This is a genomic window from Leisingera sp. ANG59 (genome assembly GCF_013317235.1).
In the GTDB taxonomy this organism is placed as follows: Bacteria; Pseudomonadota; Alphaproteobacteria; order Rhodobacterales; family Rhodobacteraceae; genus Leisingera.
The window spans coordinates 1-16,157 of the sequence record NZ_WLCM01000065.1 but is presented as its reverse complement, the minus strand read 5'-3'; the positions used below and the strand labels follow the sequence as shown (position 1 = coordinate 16,157).

The window sequence follows — 16,157 nt, the reverse complement described above, 5'->3', positions numbered from 1 at the left end:
AATCGCCCCCGCCCTGGGGGGCGGGTCGGGGGCGATCCGGGCTGCTGCGCACCCCGGGTGCTACTTCATTACTGGCTTCCAGACTTTGGGGCGTTCAAATGACCAAAACCTCCCCCCTCCTGAACGTCCAGAACCTCCGCGTCTCCTTCCGCCAGGACGGCAAGGTGACAGAGGCCGTGCGCGGTGTCTCCTTCTCCGTCGGCCGCGGCGAAACCGTGGCGCTGGTTGGCGAGAGCGGTTCCGGCAAATCCGTCTCGGCGCTGTCCACCGTTTCTCTCCTTGGCGACAGCGCCATGGTAAGCGGCTCTGTCACCTATGGCGGCACCGAAATGGTCGGCGCCAGCGAGCGCCGCCTGATGCAGGTGCGCGGAAATGACATCAGCTTCATCTTCCAGGAGCCGATGACCTCATTGAACCCGCTGCACACCATTGAGCGCCAGCTGGAGGAATCCCTCGCCCTGCACCAGGGGCTGGCGGGCAAATCCGCCCGCACCCGCATTCTGGAGCTGCTCGAAAAGGTCGGCATCCGCGACGCCGAAAACCGGCTGACCTCCTATCCGCATCAGCTGTCGGGCGGCCAGCGGCAACGGGTGATGATCGCCATGGCGCTGGCCAACAAGCCCGATATCCTGATTGCCGATGAGCCGACCACGGCGCTCGACGTGACCATCCAGGCGCAGATCCTTGATCTTCTGGCGGAGCTGAAGGAAAGCGAAGGCATGGGGCTGTTGTTCATCACCCATGACCTCGGCATCGTGCGCCGCATCGCCGACCGGGTCTGCGTGATGAAAAGCGGCGAGATCGTCGAGGAAGGTCCGGCGGCAGAAATCTTTGCCAATCCGCAGCACCCCTACACGCAGAAACTGCTGGCGGCAGAGCCCTCCGGCCAGCCGCAGCCGGTGCCGGCGGATGCGCAGGAACTGGTGGCGGCCAGGGATCTCAAGGTCTGGTTCCCGATCCAGCGCGGCCTGCTGAAACGCACTGTCGGCCACGTGAAAGCAGTAAACCCGATGTCGGTCTCGGTCCGCGCCGGCGAAACCCTGGGCATTGTCGGCGAAAGCGGCTCCGGCAAGACCACCCTGGCGCTCGCCATCATGCGGCTGATTGCGTCCGAGGGCGCAGTAGAGTTCCAAGGCCAGGACCTGCGCAAATGGTCCACCCGTGACCTGCGCGCCCTGCGCAAGGACATGCAGATCGTGTTCCAGGACCCGTTCGGCTCCCTCAGTCCGCGGATGACCTGCGCCCAGATCATTTCCGAAGGTCTCGCTATCCACAAGGTCGATCAGCACCGCGACACCCGCGAACTGGTGGCGGAGGTGATGACGGAGGTGGGCCTCGACCCAGGCGCCATGGACCGTTACCCGCACGAGTTCTCCGGCGGCCAGCGCCAGCGCATCGCAATCGCCCGCGCCATGGTGCTGCGCCCGAAACTGGTGGTGCTGGATGAGCCGACCTCGGCGCTGGACATGACGGTGCAGGTGCAGATTGTCGAGCTGCTGCGCGACCTGCAGACGCGCTATGGGCTCGCTTATCTGTTCATCTCCCACGACCTCAACGTGGTGCGGGCGATGTCGCACAAGGTGGTGGTGATGAACCAGGGCGACGTGGTGGAGACCGGCGCGGCGGAGGAGCTGTTCGCCAACCCGCGGGCCGGCTACACCCGCAGGCTGCTGGCCGCCGCAGGTTGACCCGCCCCTAAATTAACCCTCTGGCAGGCTTTGCAGCATCTATGCGTTCGCACCTGACGCAACGCCCAGAATTTGCGGCAGCCAGTTTGACCAATTGTTTCGCGCGCGAAACATTCAGGCAGCGGTGCTGACCTATCGGCGCAGCCGCGACGGGTGGGCGTTCCCGGTGAATGGGAGAGGGGCTCAGATGGCGGTGCTGTGGCCTGCGGTGCTGAGGTCATAGGCGTCAAAGCTGCGGGCGATCATCCGGGTCAGCGGGCGCGCCTCGTCTCGGATCTGCAGCCCCTTGGCTGACACTTTCAGCATGCCGGGGAAGGCGGTGTCTGCCTCTGCAAACATTTGCTCCAAATCTGCCCCGGTCACGGCAAAGCGCGACAGGATCTCCTCGCGGCAGATGCGGAAATCGCACATCAGCGCCTCGATCAGCCGCGCCCGCAGCAGGTCCTGGCCCGCAAAAGCATGGCCGCGCGCGGTGGCGAACTGCCCGCCGCGGATGGCGCGGACATAGGCCGAGGTGGCGGGCGCGTTCTGCGCATAGCCCTGCGGGAAGCGCGAGATCGCCGAGGCGCCGATGCCGATCAGCACCTCTGCCGGGTCGTCGGTGTAGCCTTGGAAGTTCCGCCGCAGGCGCCCGGTCCGCTGCGCCACCGCCAGCCCGTCGTGGGGGCGGGCGAAATGGTCGATGCCGATCTCCCGGTAGCCGTCCCATAGGAACAGCTGGCGGGCGGTCTCGAACAGCTCCAGCCGCGCCTCTGGGGTGGGCAGCGCATCGGAGCGGATCATGCTTTGCCGCCCGGCCATCCAGGGGACATGGGCATAACCGTAGACCGCCACACGGTCGGGCGTCAGTGACAGCAGCTTCTGCACGCTTTCGGTTATGATGGCGGGGGTCTGGTGCGGCAGCCCAAAGAGGATGTCGGCATTGAGGCTGGTGATGCCGTGGCTGCGCAGATGCTCGATGGCGGCGCGGGTGGACTCGAAGCTCTGGATGCGGCCGATCGCCTGCTGGATGGTGCTGTCGAAATCCTGCACTCCGACTGAAGCGCGGTTCATTCCCGCTTCGGCCAGCGCATCCAGCCGCCGGTCCCCGATTTCATTCGGATCGATCTCGACCGAAATCTCCGCCCGCGGCGCCAGCGGAATCGCGTCAGTGATGGCGGCGGCGAGGCCGCGGATCAGATCCGCGCTGAGGAGCGTCGGCGTGCCGCCGCCCCAATGCAGGCGCGACAGGGTGATGCCCTCGGGCAGCTGCGCCTTCAAGAGCGCAATCTCGGCTTTCAGGACCTCTGCATAGGCCTCCACCGGGGCGTCGGAGTGGGTGCCTTGCGTGCGGCAAGCGCAGAACCAGCACAATCTGCGGCAGAACGGCACATGCATATAGAGCGAAATGCTGCTGCCGGGGGAGATCTCTGAAATCCAACTGGAAAACTGCGCAGAATCAGTCTCTTTGCCAAAATGCAGCGCAGTAGGGTAACTGGTATAGCGCGGCACTCTGGCGTCAAACAAACCCAGTTCGGCCAATTGAGCTTTCTGTTCCATTCAATTACCGTTATGGGAACGCGCGAACCAGAGCTTTGACCCAGATCAATCCGGACCAACGAATGAACGCTCCCGTACTTTCCCATTCCAGATGCGGTGACTGCCCGATCCGCCACCGGGCCGTCTGCGCACGCTGCAACGCGGATGAGCTGGAGGAGCTGGACGCGATCAAATACTACCGCACCTACGAGGCCGGCCAGCCGATCATCTGGTCTGGTGATGTGATGAATTTCGTGGGCTCCGTGGTCTCCGGCATCGCCTCCCTGACCCAGACGATGGAGGACGGGCGCACCCAGATGGTGGGCCTGTTGCTTCCCAGCGATTTTGTCGGCCGCCCGGGGCGTGAGGGCGCGGCTTATGATGTGGTGGCAACCACCGACGTGGTGATGTGCTGTTTCCGCAAGAAGCCGTTCGAGGAGTTGATGGAGCGCACCCCGCATATCGCGCACCGTCTGCTGGAAATGACCCTGGACGAACTCGACGCGGCGCGGGAGTGGATGCTGGTGCTGGGCCGCAAGACCGCCCGCGAGAAGATCGCGAGCCTCCTGGCCATTATCGCGCGCCGTGATGCGACGCTGACGCCCGGCGGGGCCACCAACCGGATGGTGTTCGACCTGCCGCTGACGCGGGAGGCAATGGCCGATTACTTGGGTCTGACGCTGGAAACCGTCAGCCGCCAGATTTCCGCGCTCAAGCGGGACTGCGTTATCGAGCTGGAAGGCAAGCGGCATGTGACCGTGCCTGATATGCGCCGCCTGATGGAAGAAGCGGGCGACGACAGCGACGGCGGCTTCCTGGGCTGAGGCCGGCTTCCCCATTTTATCTAGCTGTTCTCTGCAAGCCAGCGCGCCACCCGTGCTGCCGGGCTGCGCGGGCCGGAGGGGCGCAGGCTCCACAGCCGCAAGTCCCGCGGCAGGCTGGCCTTCACTGCAAACGGCGCCACCAGCCTGCCGCTGTCCACAAGCGGTGCCACCAGCGCCTGATGGCCGATCAGCACCCCTGCGCCATTAATGGCCTCCTCCACCGCCAGCGAATAGAGCGAGTATTCCGGTCCCCGGAGATGCAGGGTCTCGCCAGGGCAGGCGGCCTGCAGCCATGCCTCCCAATCCTGCGCCCAGACCGCGTCTGACAGGCAGGGCACATTCTGCAGGTCGGCAGGCTTGTGCAGCTGCCCTGCCAGCGCGGGGGAGCAGACCGGGAAGATCACGTCCTGCTCGATCACTTCCCCTTGATCGCCGCCGTAGAACAGGCACAGGTCATAGGGAGTGCGCTTGAGGTTGGGCGGCTCTTCGGTTGCGGTGACCGACACTACCATCTCCGGCATCGCGGCCCGCAGCGCTGGCAGACGGGGTGACAGCCAGAACTGGGCAATCGCGGGCAGGGTGGCGATATGGACGGTGCTGGGCTGGGCCTCCTCGCGCAGGAGCCGTGTGGCGGCATTCATCTGGTCGAAGGCGGCGGTGAACTCCGGCAGCACCCGCGCGCCAAGCGCCGTCAGCGTCACTTGCTTGGGGCGGCGATGGAACAACTGAGCTTGCAGGGCGTCCTCCAGCGACTTGATCTGGGCGGAGACCGCACCGGGCGTCACCCCCAGCTCCTGCGCGGCCGCGGAGAATCCGCCGAGCCGCGCGGCAGCCTCGAACGCGCGCAGGGCCGTCAGCGGCAGCGATTGAGCAGGGGGCGGGGAAACAGCCATGTCTGAGCCTCAATTTTTCTAGCCCTAGTTTTCTGGAAAACTGATTTGCGGGCAAGGGGGCACAGGCGCTTTGATGGGAGCAGAGAGAAACCCGCCACTGCGCGAAGGAGAGAGATGATGACAGAGCTTGCCCGCCGCAACTGGGTGCCCGCTGCCTGCGAAGAATACGTGCAGACCGTGGCCGCGCGAACCGCCGCTGCCGCCAGCGCAGAGACTGCCGCGCGTCTGACCGCGCTGGCGGACCGCAATGCAGAGATCCACGATCGCGACTGCTTTAATCTGAACCCGGCCACCAACGTGATGAACCCGGCGGCAGAGGCGCTGCTGGCGTCCGGCCTCGGCAGCCGCCCGTCGCTTGGCTATCCCGGCGACAAGTACGAGATGGGGCTGGAAGCCATCGAGGAGATCGAGGTGATTGCCGCGGAACTGGCCGCCAAGGTTTTCAAGGCGCGCTATGCAGAGATCCGGGTGGGCTCGGGCGCCTTGGCAAATCTCTATGGCTTCATGGCGCTGACCCAGCCCGGCGATGCGATCATCGCGCCGCCTGCCGCGGTGGGCGGCCATGTCACCCATCACGCGGGCGGCTGTGCCGGGCTTTACGGGCTTCAGACCCACCCGGCGCCGGTGGATGCGGATGGCTATACCGTCGATCTGGATGCGCTGCGCGATCTGGCGCTCAAGGTGCGGCCGAAGCTCATCACCATTGGCGGCAGTCTCAACCTGTTCCCGCACCCGGTGGCAGAGGTGCGCGCGATTGCGGAGGAGGTGGGCGCCAAGGTGCTGTTCGACGCGGCCCACCAGTGCGGCATGATTGCCGGCGGCCATTGGGCCAACCCGCTGGAACAGGGCGCGCATATGATGACGATGAGCACCTACAAGAGCCTGGGCGGCCCGGCGGGCGGGCTGATCGTCACCAATGATGCGGAGATCGCCGAGCGGCTGGATGCCATCGCCTTTCCCGGCATGACCGCGAATTTCGACGCGGCGAAATCGGCGGCGCTGGCGATGAGCCTGCTGGACTGGGTGGAGCACGGCGCAGGGTATGCCAAGGCGATGGCCGATCTGTCGCAGGCACTGGCCGAGGCGCTGGCAGGGCAGGGGCTGCCGGTCTTTGCGGCCGCAAGGGGCATGACCCAGTCGCATCAGTTCGCACTGGAGGCGGCGGAGTTCGGCGGCGGCCAGGCGGCGTCGAAGCATCTGCGCAAGGCGGGCTTCCTGGCCTGCGGCATCGGCCTGCCGGTTGCGGAGGTGCCGGGGGACATGAACGGGCTGCGCCTCGGCACGCCTGAGCTGGTGCGCCGCGGTGTCACGCCGGAGCATGCGCCCAAGCTCGCGGAGCTGATTGCCCGCGCGCTGCGGGCTGAGGATCCGGCGGCTATGGCGGCAGAGGTTGCCGCGTTCCGCGCGGCCTTCCAGGGCATGCATTACGTCCGCTAAGGCCGCACGACATAGCGGGGCTCTGGCTGCGGATCCTGACGGCAGCGGGTGACCCGGCGCCGCGGTTGTGCTCTACTATTGCGGTAACACCACATGGAGGCGGCAATGCAGTTTGGAAGTCTGATCGGGATGCTGATCATCGGGGCGCTGGCGGGCTGGCTGTCGGGCAAGATCATGCAGGGCCGCGGCTTTGGCATCCTCGGCAATATCATCGTAGGCGTGGTCGGCGCCTTCCTGGCCGGCACCATTTTTCCGGCGCTGGGGTTTGCCGCGGGCGGCGGTTTTTTCTGGACGCTGATCCACGCCACCCTGGGCGCGGTGATCCTTCTGTTCCTGATCGGGCTGATCCGCAAGGCAGGCTAGGCCCCGGCCACGAAAAAGGCGCCCTGCGGGGCGCCTTTTGGTTTGTACAGTCTAGCTTGCCTTAGTGGGCCATCAGCACCGGCACCGCGGCTTGTTCCAGCATGTTGCGGGTGGCGCCGCCCAGGATCGCCTCGCGGAAGCGGGAATGGCCATAAGCTCCCATAGCGATCATGTCGGCGGCAGTGTCGGCGGCGTGGCGGTTCAGCACGTCCGACACCCGGGTCAGCGTCTTGCTGAGCACGTCGATTTCGCAATTGACCCCGTGGCGGGCCAGCATCTGCGCCAGCATGCCGCCGGGATCCGAGCGTTCGGGGCCATGCTGCGGCGGGTCGATCACCGCAATGCGGACCAGATCGGCAGCTTTCAGGAACGGCATCGCCCGGCGGATTGCGGTCATCGCCTCGATGCTTTCGTTCCAGGCCACCAGTACAGTCTTGGGCTGCTTCAGCGGCGCAGCCTTGTCCGGCACCACCAGCACCGGTGCGCGGCCTTCGAACAGCGCCGCTTCGACGATCGGCTCTGCTTCGGCGCGCTTCCCCGCGCCATAGGGCTGGCCCAGCACCACCAGATCGGAAAACCGCGCCTGGCGCGCCACATGGCGGCCGATGTCGGCAATCTGGGCAACGCCGCTGTCGGTGCCGTAAGCGACGCCGGCCTGCTTCAGGGCCTCTTCGGCCTGGGCCTGGACCTCTTCGGCCTCCTCCTGGGCGCGGGCCAGGGTTTCCTGCAGCACCATCGCATTGGCGCCGGCATAGTAGTATCCTGTCTGGGTGCGGTCGACACCGAGGCAGAGCGCATCGGCATGGGCGCCGAATTCCTCAGCCAGGGCCGCAATTTGCGCCAAAGGCGCCGCTGCGGTGTCCGCAGCTGTGAGAACGGTAAGCAAGGACTTGTAGGACATTGACACCTCTCGGCGGAAAACGCACCGCAATCCTGACGGGTGCTGGTGCGTGGAGTTTCACTGCACAGGAACAAGTGTCACATGTTGCCCGGATTTGTCTTGATGCAGATCAAGGCAGCAGAAAGGCGCGTTTTGCATGAAGGGCGCGGTCTAATAACGTTCCCGTATCCGCAGGATTCGCGGGGGCATGGCAAAGGGACGCAAGATGTCTAATTATATCAAGCTGATAGCGCTTGGTCTGGTCACGCTGTTTGCGATGATCGGCACCAATTACGCGCGGGATCTGGCTTACCAGGTGCACGCGATCATCGTGATGATCGTGGCCGGCGGCCTGTTTCTGCACACTTTGCGCAGAACCGACGAGCCGAAAGTGGCACCCGCCGGTCTGGAAAACGAGTATTTCGACAGCGTGATCCGCGCTGGCACGATTGCAACCGCCTTCTGGGGTGTGGTCGGGTTCCTGGCGGGGACCTTCATCGCGTTTCAGCTGGCGTTTCCGGCGCTGAACTTTGAATGGGCCGAGGGCCTGGCCAACTTCGGCCGCCTGCGTCCCCTGCACACCTCTGCGGTGATCTTTGCCTTTGGCGGCAACGCGCTGATCGCGACCTCCTTCTATGTGGTGCAGCGGACCTCTGCTGCGCGCCTCTGGGGCGGCAACCTGGCGTGGTTCGTATTCTGGGGTTACCAGCTGTTCATCGTGCTGGCGGCAACCGGCTATCTGCTGGGTGGCACCCAGTCCAAGGAATATGCGGAACCCGAGTGGTACGTCGACCTGTGGCTGACCATCGTCTGGGTCGCCTATCTGGCGGTGTTCCTGGGCACCATCATCAAGCGCAAGGAGCCGCATATCTATGTGGCGAACTGGTTCTACTTGTCCTTTATCGTCACTGTGGCGATGCTGCACCTGATCAACAACATGACCATCCCGGTCTCGATCTGGGGCTCCAAGTCGGTCATCGTGTGGCCGGGCGTGCAGGATGCGATGATCCAGTGGTGGTACGGCCACAACGCCGTGGGCTTCTTCCTGACTGCGGGCTTCCTGGGGATGATGTATTACTTCATCCCGAAACAGGCCGAGCGTCCCGTCTTCTCTTACAAGCTGTCGATCATCCACTTCTGGGCGCTGATCTTCCTGTACATCTGGGCCGGTCCGCACCACCTGCACTACACCGCGCTGCCTGACTGGGCCTCGACCCTGGGTATGGTGATGTCGGTGATCCTGTGGATGCCCTCCTGGGGCGGCATGATCAACGGCCTGATGACCCTGTCGGGCGCCTGGGACAAGCTGCGCACCGACCCGGTGATCCGGATGATGGTGATCTCGCTGGGCTTCTACGGCATGTCCACCTTCGAAGGCCCGATGATGTCGATCCGCGCGGTGAACTCGCTGTCACACTACACCGACTGGACCATTGGCCACGTGCACTCCGGCGCGCTGGGCTGGAACGGCATGATCACCTTCGGCGCCCTCTACTACCTGGTGCCGGCGCTGTGGAAGCGCGAGAGCCTCTACAGCCTGCGCCTGGTCTCCTGGCACTTCTGGCTGGCCACCCTCGGCATCATTCTCTACGCCGCTTCGATGTGGGTGACCGGAATCATGGAAGGCCTGATGTGGCGTGAGGTGGACGCCAACGGCTTCCTGGTGAACTCTTTTGCCGACACAGTGGCAGCGAAGTTCCCGATGTATGTGGTGCGCGGTCTGGGCGGGGTCATGTTCCTCGCGGGGTCCATCATCATGTGCTACAACCTGTGGATGACGGTCCGTAAGGCGCCGGCCAAAGAGGCCAGCCTGACGGTCCCGGTTCCGGCTGAATAAGGAGCCAGGAAGCAATGTCTATTCTCGACAAACATAAGATCCTCGAGACCAACGCGACCCTGCTGCTGATCTTCAGCTTCCTGGTCGTGACCATCGGCGGCCTGGTGCAGATCGCACCGCTGTTCTACCTGGAAAACACCATCGAGAAGGTGGAGGGCATGCGTCCCTACACCCCGCTCGAGATGGCGGGCCGCGAGGTCTACATCCGGGAAGGCTGCTATGTCTGCCACAGCCAGATGATCCGCCCGATGCGCGACGAGGTCGAGCGTTACGGCCACTACTCGCTGGCGGCGGAGTCGATGTACGACCGCCCGTTCCAGTGGGGCTCCAAGCGGACCGGGCCGGATCTGGCCCGCGTTGGCGGCCGCTACTCGGATGAGTGGCACGCAGACCACCTGCGCGACCCGCAGTCGGTGGTGCCGGAATCGGTGATGCCGAAATACGGCTTCCTCGAGGAGAAGAAGATCGACGGCAAGTACATCGGCGACATCATGGCCACCAACGCGCTCTTGGGCACGCCCTACAGCGACGAGATGATCGAAGCCGCGCAGGCTGACTTCCGCGCCCAGGCCGACCCGGACAGCGACTATGACGGGCTGCTGGAGCGCTATGGCGAGGACATCAACGTGCGCAACTTCGATGGCCAGCCGGGGATCTCCGAGGCCGACGCGCTGATCGCCTATCTGCAGATGCTGGGCACGCTGGTCGACTTCTCGACCTTCACCCCGGACGCGAGCCGCTGAGGGAGGCTGGTATGGAACTCTATACACTCCTCAGGCAGTTCGCCGACAGCTGGATGCTGCTGTTCCTGTTCACCTTCTTCATTGGTGTGATTGTCTGGGCGTTCCGCCCGGGCAGCACCAAGGCCTACAAGGACACTGCAAACATCCCGTTCCGGCATGACGACGCACCTGCACCCAGCCAGGACCAACCCGCCGCGACTAAGGAGGCGAGGGCATGAGCAAGAAATCGCAGAAATTCGAAGGCGATCCGAATACCACCGGCCATGAATGGGACGGGATCGAGGAATTCGACAACCCGATGCCGCGCTGGTGGCTGTGGACCTTCTACGCCACCATCATCTGGGGCGTGATCTACACCATCGCCTATCCGGCCTGGCCACTGATCAACGGCGCCACTGCCGGGGTGCTGGGCTGGTCGACCCGCGGCGACGTGGCAGCCGAGATCACCGCGGTGGAAGAAGCCAACGCGCCGGTCAACGCCAAGCTGGAGGCAGCCGAGCTGACCGCCATCGCGGAAGACCCGGAACTGGGCTCTTACGCGGTGTCCGCCGGTTCCGCCGTGTTCAAGACCTGGTGCGCCCAGTGCCACGGCTCCGGTGCGGCCGGCGCTAAAGGCTATCCGAACCTGCTGGACGACGACTGGCTCTGGGGCGGCTCGATGGAGGAAATCCACGCCACCATCACCCACGGCATCCGCAACGAGGACAGCGACGAAGCGCGCTATTCCGAGATGCCTGCCTTTGGCCGCGACGAACTGCTGGAGAAGGAAGAGATCTCCCAGGTGGTCAACTACGTGATGTCGCTGTCGGGTGAGCCGCAGGATGCGTCCAAGGTTGAGGCGGGTTCGGTTGTCTTTGCCGACAACTGTGCCTCCTGCCACATGGAAGACGGCACCGGCGACCGCGCGCAAGGCGCGCCGAACCTGGCGGATGCGATCTGGCTCTATGGCGGCGACTACGCCACTCTGACCGAGACTGTGGCTAACTCGCGCTATGGCGTGATGCCGGCCTGGAACACTCGCCTGACCGAGGCGGAGATCCGCGCGGTGTCGGCTTATGTGCACCAGCTGGGCGGCGGCGAGTAAGCCACCGCACGCCGGAAACAGCAAAGGGGCCGCAGATTGCGGCCCCTTTCTTTTTGCGCTGGCCGGTGCCTGCAGTTCAGAACCTGAACATTGCCCGGATGTGCAGGGTGCCGAAATCGACGTCATTGCCGTCGGTGCCGAAGTCGTCGAACTTGTGGTACTGGTATTCGCCGCCGACCACCCATTGGTCGTTGATCTGATGGTCGTAGCCGAAGCCGATGACATAGCCGGGGTCGTCGAAATCAATGCCGGTCACACCCGACAGCCCGTCAAAGTTGGTGTAGGCAAAGCCGAGGCTGCCGTAGAGCAGCCCATCGCCCAGATCATAACCGGCCCGCAGTTTCAGCCGGGCGATCCCGTCGAAGTCCCCGGAAGCGCCGCCGGAATCAACCGAAAGATCGGAGAAATCGTATTGCAGTTCGGGTCCGACCGCCCAGTCTCCCAGTTCCCACAGATAGCCGATGGTGAAGCCGCCCACTGCACCGTCCGTGTCGAGGTCGGTGAGCGTGCCGAGGTCAAAATCCCCGGATCCGTATCCGATCTGGCCGCCGACGTAGCCGCCTTCCCAGTCGCCTGCAAAGGCAGAGGTCGCGGTGGCGGCGGAAAAAAGGAGCAGGGCGGGGAAACATTTTCTTTTCATAGCAGACACACCTTCTAACTGATGGAGCCGGGACACCGGCTGCCGCACTTGTGAAACAAGATAACTCAGCTTCCGCAGAGGAAAGGCCTGCGGGAGCCTGGCGCCGCCCATCCGCCTGCGGCAGGCGGTCTTTTGCCATTATACAGCCGTGATGCGCCGGTTTTCGCTTAGTACGCCTGCTAGCGTGCGGGGATGGCTGCGCGGCGGTCTGCCCCTGCATAAGCGAATTTTTCTCTCCTGGCCACTTGAACCCGCAGGGCCTGCGATCTCATCTTCCTTGCGGACGCGCCAGGTGCTGCCCGCGGTCGGCGGGGCAGAGCGGCGGCATCGGCGGGCGTTCCGGGCAGGCCGGGCGCTGATTTGAGAAAGGACACAGGTGTTTGATATTTGGCTGCCGCTTCTGGGCGGGCTTGTGCTGCTGATCCTTGGCGGCGAATTCCTGGTACGCGGCGCGGTGCGCGTTGCCGAGCGCTTCGGAGTGTCACCACTGGTCATCGGCCTGACCCTTGTGGGCTTCGGCACCTCGGCGCCTGAGCTGGTCACCTCGGTCCGGGCGGCGCTGGCCGGGGCGCCGGGGATTGCCTATGGCAATATCACCGGCTCCAACATTGCCAATATTCTGTTGATCGCGGGATTGTCGGCGCTGATTGCTCCGATCGCGGTGCAGTCGGCGGCGCTGCGGCGCGATGGCGGCGTGATGCTGGCGGCGACAGCGGTCTTTGCGCTGCTGGCGGCAACGGTTCCGGTGACGCGGGCCGCCGGGCTGGCATTTGTGCTGGCGCTGGCGGCCTATGTCTGGTTCGCCATCCGGCAGGAGCGGGTAACGGTGGCAGACCATGGCGCGCTGTTCGACAAGGCCGCAGCGCTTGAAGGCGTGGATCCGGCCATCGCGCCTGCAAGCGCGGTCAGGCTGCCGCTGTGGCGCCCGCTGGCCACCGCCCTGGGCGGACTGGCGCTGGTCGTCGCAGGCGGCGGGCTGCTGGTGGACGGGGCAGTTGAGCTGGCGCGGATGATGCAGGTGTCCGAAACGGTGATCGGCCTGACGATTGTGGCGGTGGGAACCTCGGCGCCGGAGCTTGCGACCTCTGTTGCAGCCGCGCTGCGCCGTCAGGGCGAGATGGCGTTCGGCAATATCATCGGCTCCAACATCTACAACCTCCTGGGCATCGGCGGCGCCACCGCGCTGATCGCGCCTTCGGAGGTGCCGGAGCGGATTGCCGGGTTTGACAACCCGCTGATGCTGCTGGTGACAGTTGCCTTCCTGGGGCTTGCCTGGACAGGGCTGCGGGTGTCGCGGCGCGAGGGGGCGGTGCTGCTGGCAGGCTACGGCGCCTATGTCTGGTGGCTGTGGCCGGCCTGAGCTGCCGCCGTCATTCCTGCGGGCCTCAGCCCATCGAGGTTTTCGAGCTGCGCTTGCGGGCGCGGGCGGCGTCGTTGCGGGCGCTCCACCAGGCAATACCACCCCACAGCACCACGTAGAAAACGCCGGTTGCCAGCACCAGCTCTCCAGGGAAGGGGCCGATGTCGGCCCGGTCCAGGGCCTGCTGCCAGCTGGTCACGCCGGTCGGATGCACCGCCAGCTTGCCCGCATAGGCCAGCGTCTGGATCAGCAGGATCCAGAAGTAATTGCGCCGGATCCGCCGCCCGATCGCGGTCATCACCCCGACATGGTATTCGGGGCGCAGATAGTCAGCGGCCAGAACGTCCTGCCAGTGCTCCTCCAGATGCAGGTCGCCCTCGATCAGCATCGGGGTGTAGAAATGCGTCTCCAGCCAGCGGGCGCGGGCGCGGAACACGTTGAAATAGCGGTAGCGGCGGGCCTCCAGCATCAGGAAGAAGATGATCAGCACGCCGACCAGGATCAGCGGCAGCGGCGAGGCTTCGGGCGAGGAATAGGAGATCGACAGCGCCACACCCAGCGTCACCACCGACCAGTTGGTGGTGGTGTCGAGCCGGGTGCGCCAGACCGTGCTGCGGTAAATCTCGCCGCGGTACAGATGCGCAAGCGCGCCGACTTCCTCCGCTGACAGCGGTGCGCGGGCACCCGCTGCCGTCTGTTCGCGCTGTGACTGAGTCATAGGGTGAGGGTAGTTTTCTGCTCCATCCGGGCAAATTTATTGCGCCAGTTTGATCCGCATCAAACTGCGACCGCTGCAATCGGGCTAAAACCTCAGGTGAAAGAGATTGCTGCTTGGCCAACACCCCTCCTGGGCAGCAAGAAATCCCGCGAGGCCGACGTGCAGGCCAAACGGGCCATGCGCCGGTTTTCCGATCTGTTCGCGCGTTTCCTGGAAAACCGGCGCTTTTTTCTTCTCAAATCTTCTGCGGATTGATGCAGCGGGCCTGCAGCGGCTGCCCGCGCAGCCATGCGGTGAGCCTGGCCAGCAGACCCGGGGCGCGCGGCGGTGCCTGATAGGCGCCCGGCAGCGGCTTGGCGGGCGGCAAATCGCGCAGCCGCACACAGCCCTGGCGGGCGGCGGTCATCATCGAGCGGGCATAGATATCATTCAGCATGTCACGGCCTCCTGTGCTGGCATGTGATCCCGACTCTTGCCTGAATGGGCGATTCCTGCGAGTTAAGAAGAATGTCATTGTGTAAGGCTTGATTACATATGGATTGGTTGCACATGCCGCCGCTTTCGGCGCTCAGGGCCTTTACTGCCTTTGCTGAGACCGGGAATGTGGTGCAGGCAGGGGCGGCGCTCAATGTCAGCCACGCTGCCATCAGCCAGCAGCTGCGGGCGCTGGAGGGGCATTTGGGGGCAGCGCTGCTGGACCGCAGCGGCCGGGCGCTGGCGCTGACAGCAGACGGCGCCCATCTGGCGCGGGCGCTGCAGCTGGGGTTCGGCGCGATCGAGGCGGCGGTGCATGAGATTTCCGCCGCTGGTGCGGCCCGGCCGCTGCATGTCACCTGCACGCCGATGTTTGCCGCCCATTGGCTGATGCCGCGGCTGGCGGAGTTCCAGGCCAGCCACCCGGAGATCGACCTGGTGCTGGATCCGCGGGGGGAGATTGTGGAACTGAAGCCGGGCGGCATCGATCTTGCCATCCGGTATGGCGGCGGCAACTGGCGCGGGATGGACGCCCGGATGCTGCTGCCGTCACCGATGGTGGTGATTGCGGCGGACAGCCTGCTGAGGGGCCGCCAGGTGGCGGCGCCGGAGGATCTGCTGGACCTGCCCTGGCTGGAGGAGCTGGGCACGACGGAAGCTTCGCGCTGGCTGGAATCGCGGGGCGTCAAGGACAGCCTGCGCGGTTCGCGGACCCGGCTGCCCGGGAACCTGCTGATGCAGGCGGTGCGCGCGGGACAGGGGGTCGCAGTCAGTGTCCAGGCGTTCGTCGCAGAGGATCTGCAATCCGGCCGCCTGTGCGCCTTGTTCACTGAGGGCGACGGCCTGGGCTATCATGTTGTCACCCGTTCAGGCGTGCTACGCCCGGAAACCCGCAAATTCGCTGCCTGGCTGCAGGGGCAGGTCAAGGAATAATGCTTCCGCCGCGGGTCTGCGCTTTGCTGGTATTGAGTGAGAGGCCGATGGCCGGGGCGGCAGGGCCTCTTGCCAGCCGATCCGCTGATCGCTTTCGCCGTCTCGCCAACTAACCTGGAGCCGGTCCCAGGGAAAATCCAGCTTCCGCCTGTCCAAAACTGGGGAACAGAGCACCTTCAGGCAGGCCGCACTGGTCATCACAGCTTTCTCTTCGCGGTGTTCCCCTGCCGGTCCTGCCATCTTCCGGGCAAAGAGGCCTTTGCCGCTCAAGTGCTTTTAACGGCGGCGCGGGGTCTTGGCCTGGCGCGTACTCGGTGGCATCCCGCCATCGTAAACCATTGCGGCTGGTGAGGATCACTCCGCTCAGAACACGGCCGTGATCAGCAGGCGGGGTACCGCGGACTTCGGGGAACTGGCGCCAAGCGGGCCCTTTGCACGCCGGTCAGCCAGATGCGCCCGCCCATGCCACGGCGCGATTTCCCGAACGCCGTCTTGCGCAGCGCTCATAAAATCAATGGGTCCTTCTCTATTCGGCGTTCTTTGGTCAAGCGCCATCGAGCAGTCATTCGCGGCAGGACTTCAGGTCTTTCGCGGGCCCTTGCTTCTCTTCGGGATCGGCACGCTGGCCCTCCCATCATGGGATTAGAAGAGTGAAGCGGTCCAATCTGACTCGCGGCCTGGCAGCCATGATGCTGCCGGAACTGGACCCATTGCGAACTCGCCTCACCCATCGTCCCGCGAAGGACGTCTTCCCACCTGCGGTGG

At 64.8% G+C, this 16,157-nt stretch carries 17 protein-coding genes; 11 read left to right on the top strand and 6 right to left on the bottom strand.

All coding sequences use genetic code 11. The annotated features are described in order from the left end of the window. Positions 1–98: 98 nt before the first annotated feature. Positions 99–1,688 (top strand): ABC transporter ATP-binding protein, encoded by a 1,590-nt coding sequence (locus GKC28_RS24700; protein WP_174149609.1) that lies wholly within the window; start codon positions 99–101, stop codon positions 1,686–1,688. 183 nt (positions 1,689–1,871) lie between these two features. Here GKC28_RS24700 and hemN read toward each other — a convergent pair whose 3' ends face one another. Beyond that, positions 1,872–3,227 (bottom strand): oxygen-independent coproporphyrinogen III oxidase, encoded by a 1,356-nt coding sequence (hemN, locus tag GKC28_RS24695; RefSeq protein ID WP_174149608.1) that lies wholly within the window; start codon positions 3,225–3,227, stop codon positions 1,872–1,874. 62 nt (positions 3,228–3,289) lie between these two features. On the opposite strand from hemN, the gene fnrL reads away from it, so the two are divergent. After that, on the top strand, positions 3,290–4,030 hold the full coding sequence (gene fnrL, locus GKC28_RS24690) for a transcriptional regulator FnrL (protein ID WP_174149607.1): 741 nt from the start codon (positions 3,290–3,292) through the stop codon (positions 4,028–4,030). A gap of 20 nt (positions 4,031–4,050) precedes the next feature. Here the strand turns inward: fnrL and GKC28_RS24685 are convergent, their stop codons facing one another. Further along, the gene (locus GKC28_RS24685) at positions 4,051–4,923 is read right to left on the bottom strand and encodes a LysR family transcriptional regulator (protein WP_174149606.1); all 873 of its coding nucleotides are present in this window, start codon (positions 4,921–4,923) and stop codon (positions 4,051–4,053) included. 117 nt (positions 4,924–5,040) lie between these two features. On the opposite strand from GKC28_RS24685, the gene GKC28_RS24680 reads away from it, so the two are divergent. Continuing rightward, positions 5,041–6,360 (top strand): serine hydroxymethyltransferase, encoded by a 1,320-nt coding sequence (locus GKC28_RS24680; protein WP_174149605.1) that lies wholly within the window; start codon positions 5,041–5,043, stop codon positions 6,358–6,360. A 105-nt stretch (positions 6,361–6,465) separates the two neighbouring features. Next, positions 6,466–6,723 carry a GlsB/YeaQ/YmgE family stress response membrane protein gene (locus tag GKC28_RS24675; RefSeq protein ID WP_174149604.1) on the top strand — a complete coding sequence of 86 codons (258 nt, stop codon included), beginning with the start codon at positions 6,466–6,468 and terminating at the stop codon, positions 6,721–6,723. A gap of 61 nt (positions 6,724–6,784) precedes the next feature. Here GKC28_RS24675 and GKC28_RS24670 read toward each other — a convergent pair whose 3' ends face one another. Continuing rightward, on the bottom strand, positions 6,785–7,624 hold the full coding sequence (locus tag GKC28_RS24670; protein WP_174149603.1) for a universal stress protein: 840 nt from the start codon (positions 7,622–7,624) through the stop codon (positions 6,785–6,787). Between the two features lie 205 nt (positions 7,625–7,829). On the opposite strand from GKC28_RS24670, the gene ccoN reads away from it, so the two are divergent. The 4 genes from ccoN to ccoP are packed head-to-tail and all read left to right on the top strand — an operon-like array spanning position 7,830 to position 11,267. Next, complete coding sequence (ccoN, locus tag GKC28_RS24665) at positions 7,830–9,440, top strand: cytochrome-c oxidase, cbb3-type subunit I (protein WP_174149602.1); 1,611 nt, start codon at positions 7,830–7,832, stop codon at positions 9,438–9,440. A 14-nt stretch (positions 9,441–9,454) separates the two neighbouring features. Continuing rightward, positions 9,455–10,183 (top strand): cytochrome-c oxidase, cbb3-type subunit II, encoded by a 729-nt coding sequence (gene ccoO, locus GKC28_RS24660; protein WP_039170502.1) that lies wholly within the window; start codon positions 9,455–9,457, stop codon positions 10,181–10,183. An 11-nt stretch (positions 10,184–10,194) separates the two neighbouring features. After that, entirely contained in the window at positions 10,195–10,401 is a 207-nt protein-coding gene (locus GKC28_RS24655; protein WP_019298205.1) for a CcoQ/FixQ family Cbb3-type cytochrome c oxidase assembly chaperone, read from the top strand. Further along, positions 10,398–11,267 (top strand): cytochrome-c oxidase, cbb3-type subunit III, encoded by an 870-nt coding sequence (ccoP, locus tag GKC28_RS24650; protein WP_174149601.1) that lies wholly within the window; start codon positions 10,398–10,400, stop codon positions 11,265–11,267. Before GKC28_RS24655 ends, ccoP begins: the two co-directional genes overlap by 4 nt. A gap of 76 nt (positions 11,268–11,343) precedes the next feature. Here ccoP and GKC28_RS24645 read toward each other — a convergent pair whose 3' ends face one another. Then, positions 11,344–11,907 carry an outer membrane protein gene (locus tag GKC28_RS24645; RefSeq protein ID WP_174149600.1) on the bottom strand — a complete coding sequence of 188 codons (564 nt, stop codon included), beginning with the start codon at positions 11,905–11,907 and terminating at the stop codon, positions 11,344–11,346. 376 nt (positions 11,908–12,283) lie between these two features. Here GKC28_RS24645 and GKC28_RS24640 point away from each other — a divergent pair, with 376 nt between their 5' ends. Then, on the top strand, positions 12,284–13,267 hold the full coding sequence (locus GKC28_RS24640) for a calcium/sodium antiporter (RefSeq protein ID WP_174149599.1): 984 nt from the start codon (positions 12,284–12,286) through the stop codon (positions 13,265–13,267). A gap of 25 nt (positions 13,268–13,292) precedes the next feature. Here the strand turns inward: GKC28_RS24640 and GKC28_RS24635 are convergent, their stop codons facing one another. Continuing rightward, a complete protein-coding gene (locus GKC28_RS24635) occupies positions 13,293–13,985 on the bottom strand; it encodes a DUF2270 domain-containing protein (RefSeq protein ID WP_174149598.1) in 693 nt (230 codons plus the stop codon). A 39-nt stretch (positions 13,986–14,024) separates the two neighbouring features. Here GKC28_RS24635 and GKC28_RS24630 point away from each other — a divergent pair, with 39 nt between their 5' ends. Next, positions 14,025–14,240: a hypothetical protein gene (locus GKC28_RS24630; protein WP_174149597.1), complete on the top strand. Its 216-nt coding sequence runs from the start codon at positions 14,025–14,027 to the stop codon at positions 14,238–14,240. On the opposite strand, the gene GKC28_RS24625 is transcribed toward GKC28_RS24630, so the two are convergent. Further along, positions 14,221–14,421, bottom strand: coding sequence for a hypothetical protein (locus tag GKC28_RS24625; RefSeq protein ID WP_174149596.1), 201 nt, complete (start codon positions 14,419–14,421; stop codon positions 14,221–14,223). The genes GKC28_RS24630 and GKC28_RS24625 overlap by 20 nt on opposite strands. A 98-nt stretch (positions 14,422–14,519) precedes the next feature. Between GKC28_RS24625 and GKC28_RS24620 the strand changes: the two genes are divergently transcribed. Continuing rightward, positions 14,520–15,392 (top strand): LysR family transcriptional regulator, encoded by an 873-nt coding sequence (locus tag GKC28_RS24620; protein WP_174149595.1) that lies wholly within the window; start codon positions 14,520–14,522, stop codon positions 15,390–15,392. Positions 15,393–16,157 lie beyond the last annotated feature (765 nt).

What these genes read in the sequence shown, in the direction of transcription:
- GKC28_RS24635 (WP_174149598.1), bottom strand. Translation starts at nt 13,985, where the DNA reads ATGACTCAGTCACAGCGCGAACAGACGGCAGCGGGTGCCCGCGCACCG.
- ccoO (WP_039170502.1), top strand. Translation starts at nt 9,455, where the DNA reads ATGTCTATTCTCGACAAACATAAGATCCTCGAGACCAACGCGACCCTG.
- hemN (WP_174149608.1), bottom strand. Translation starts at nt 3,227, where the DNA reads ATGGAACAGAAAGCTCAATTGGCCGAACTGGGTTTGTTTGACGCCAGA.
- GKC28_RS24655 (WP_019298205.1), top strand. Translation starts at nt 10,195, where the DNA reads ATGGAACTCTATACACTCCTCAGGCAGTTCGCCGACAGCTGGATGCTG.
- GKC28_RS24625 (WP_174149596.1), bottom strand. Translation starts at nt 14,421, where the DNA reads ATGCTGAATGATATCTATGCCCGCTCGATGATGACCGCCGCCCGCCAG.
- GKC28_RS24620 (WP_174149595.1), top strand. Translation starts at nt 14,520, where the DNA reads ATGGATTGGTTGCACATGCCGCCGCTTTCGGCGCTCAGGGCCTTTACT.
- ccoN (WP_174149602.1), top strand. Translation starts at nt 7,830, where the DNA reads ATGTCTAATTATATCAAGCTGATAGCGCTTGGTCTGGTCACGCTGTTT.
- ccoP (WP_174149601.1), top strand. Translation starts at nt 10,398, where the DNA reads ATGAGCAAGAAATCGCAGAAATTCGAAGGCGATCCGAATACCACCGGC.
- fnrL (WP_174149607.1), top strand. Translation starts at nt 3,290, where the DNA reads ATGAACGCTCCCGTACTTTCCCATTCCAGATGCGGTGACTGCCCGATC.
- GKC28_RS24645 (WP_174149600.1), bottom strand. Translation starts at nt 11,907, where the DNA reads ATGAAAAGAAAATGTTTCCCCGCCCTGCTCCTTTTTTCCGCCGCCACC.
- GKC28_RS24680 (WP_174149605.1), top strand. Translation starts at nt 5,041, where the DNA reads ATGACAGAGCTTGCCCGCCGCAACTGGGTGCCCGCTGCCTGCGAAGAA.
- GKC28_RS24675 (WP_174149604.1), top strand. Translation starts at nt 6,466, where the DNA reads ATGCAGTTTGGAAGTCTGATCGGGATGCTGATCATCGGGGCGCTGGCG.
- GKC28_RS24685 (WP_174149606.1), bottom strand. Translation starts at nt 4,923, where the DNA reads ATGGCTGTTTCCCCGCCCCCTGCTCAATCGCTGCCGCTGACGGCCCTG.
- GKC28_RS24700 (WP_174149609.1), top strand. Translation starts at nt 99, where the DNA reads ATGACCAAAACCTCCCCCCTCCTGAACGTCCAGAACCTCCGCGTCTCC.
- GKC28_RS24670 (WP_174149603.1), bottom strand. Translation starts at nt 7,624, where the DNA reads ATGTCCTACAAGTCCTTGCTTACCGTTCTCACAGCTGCGGACACCGCA.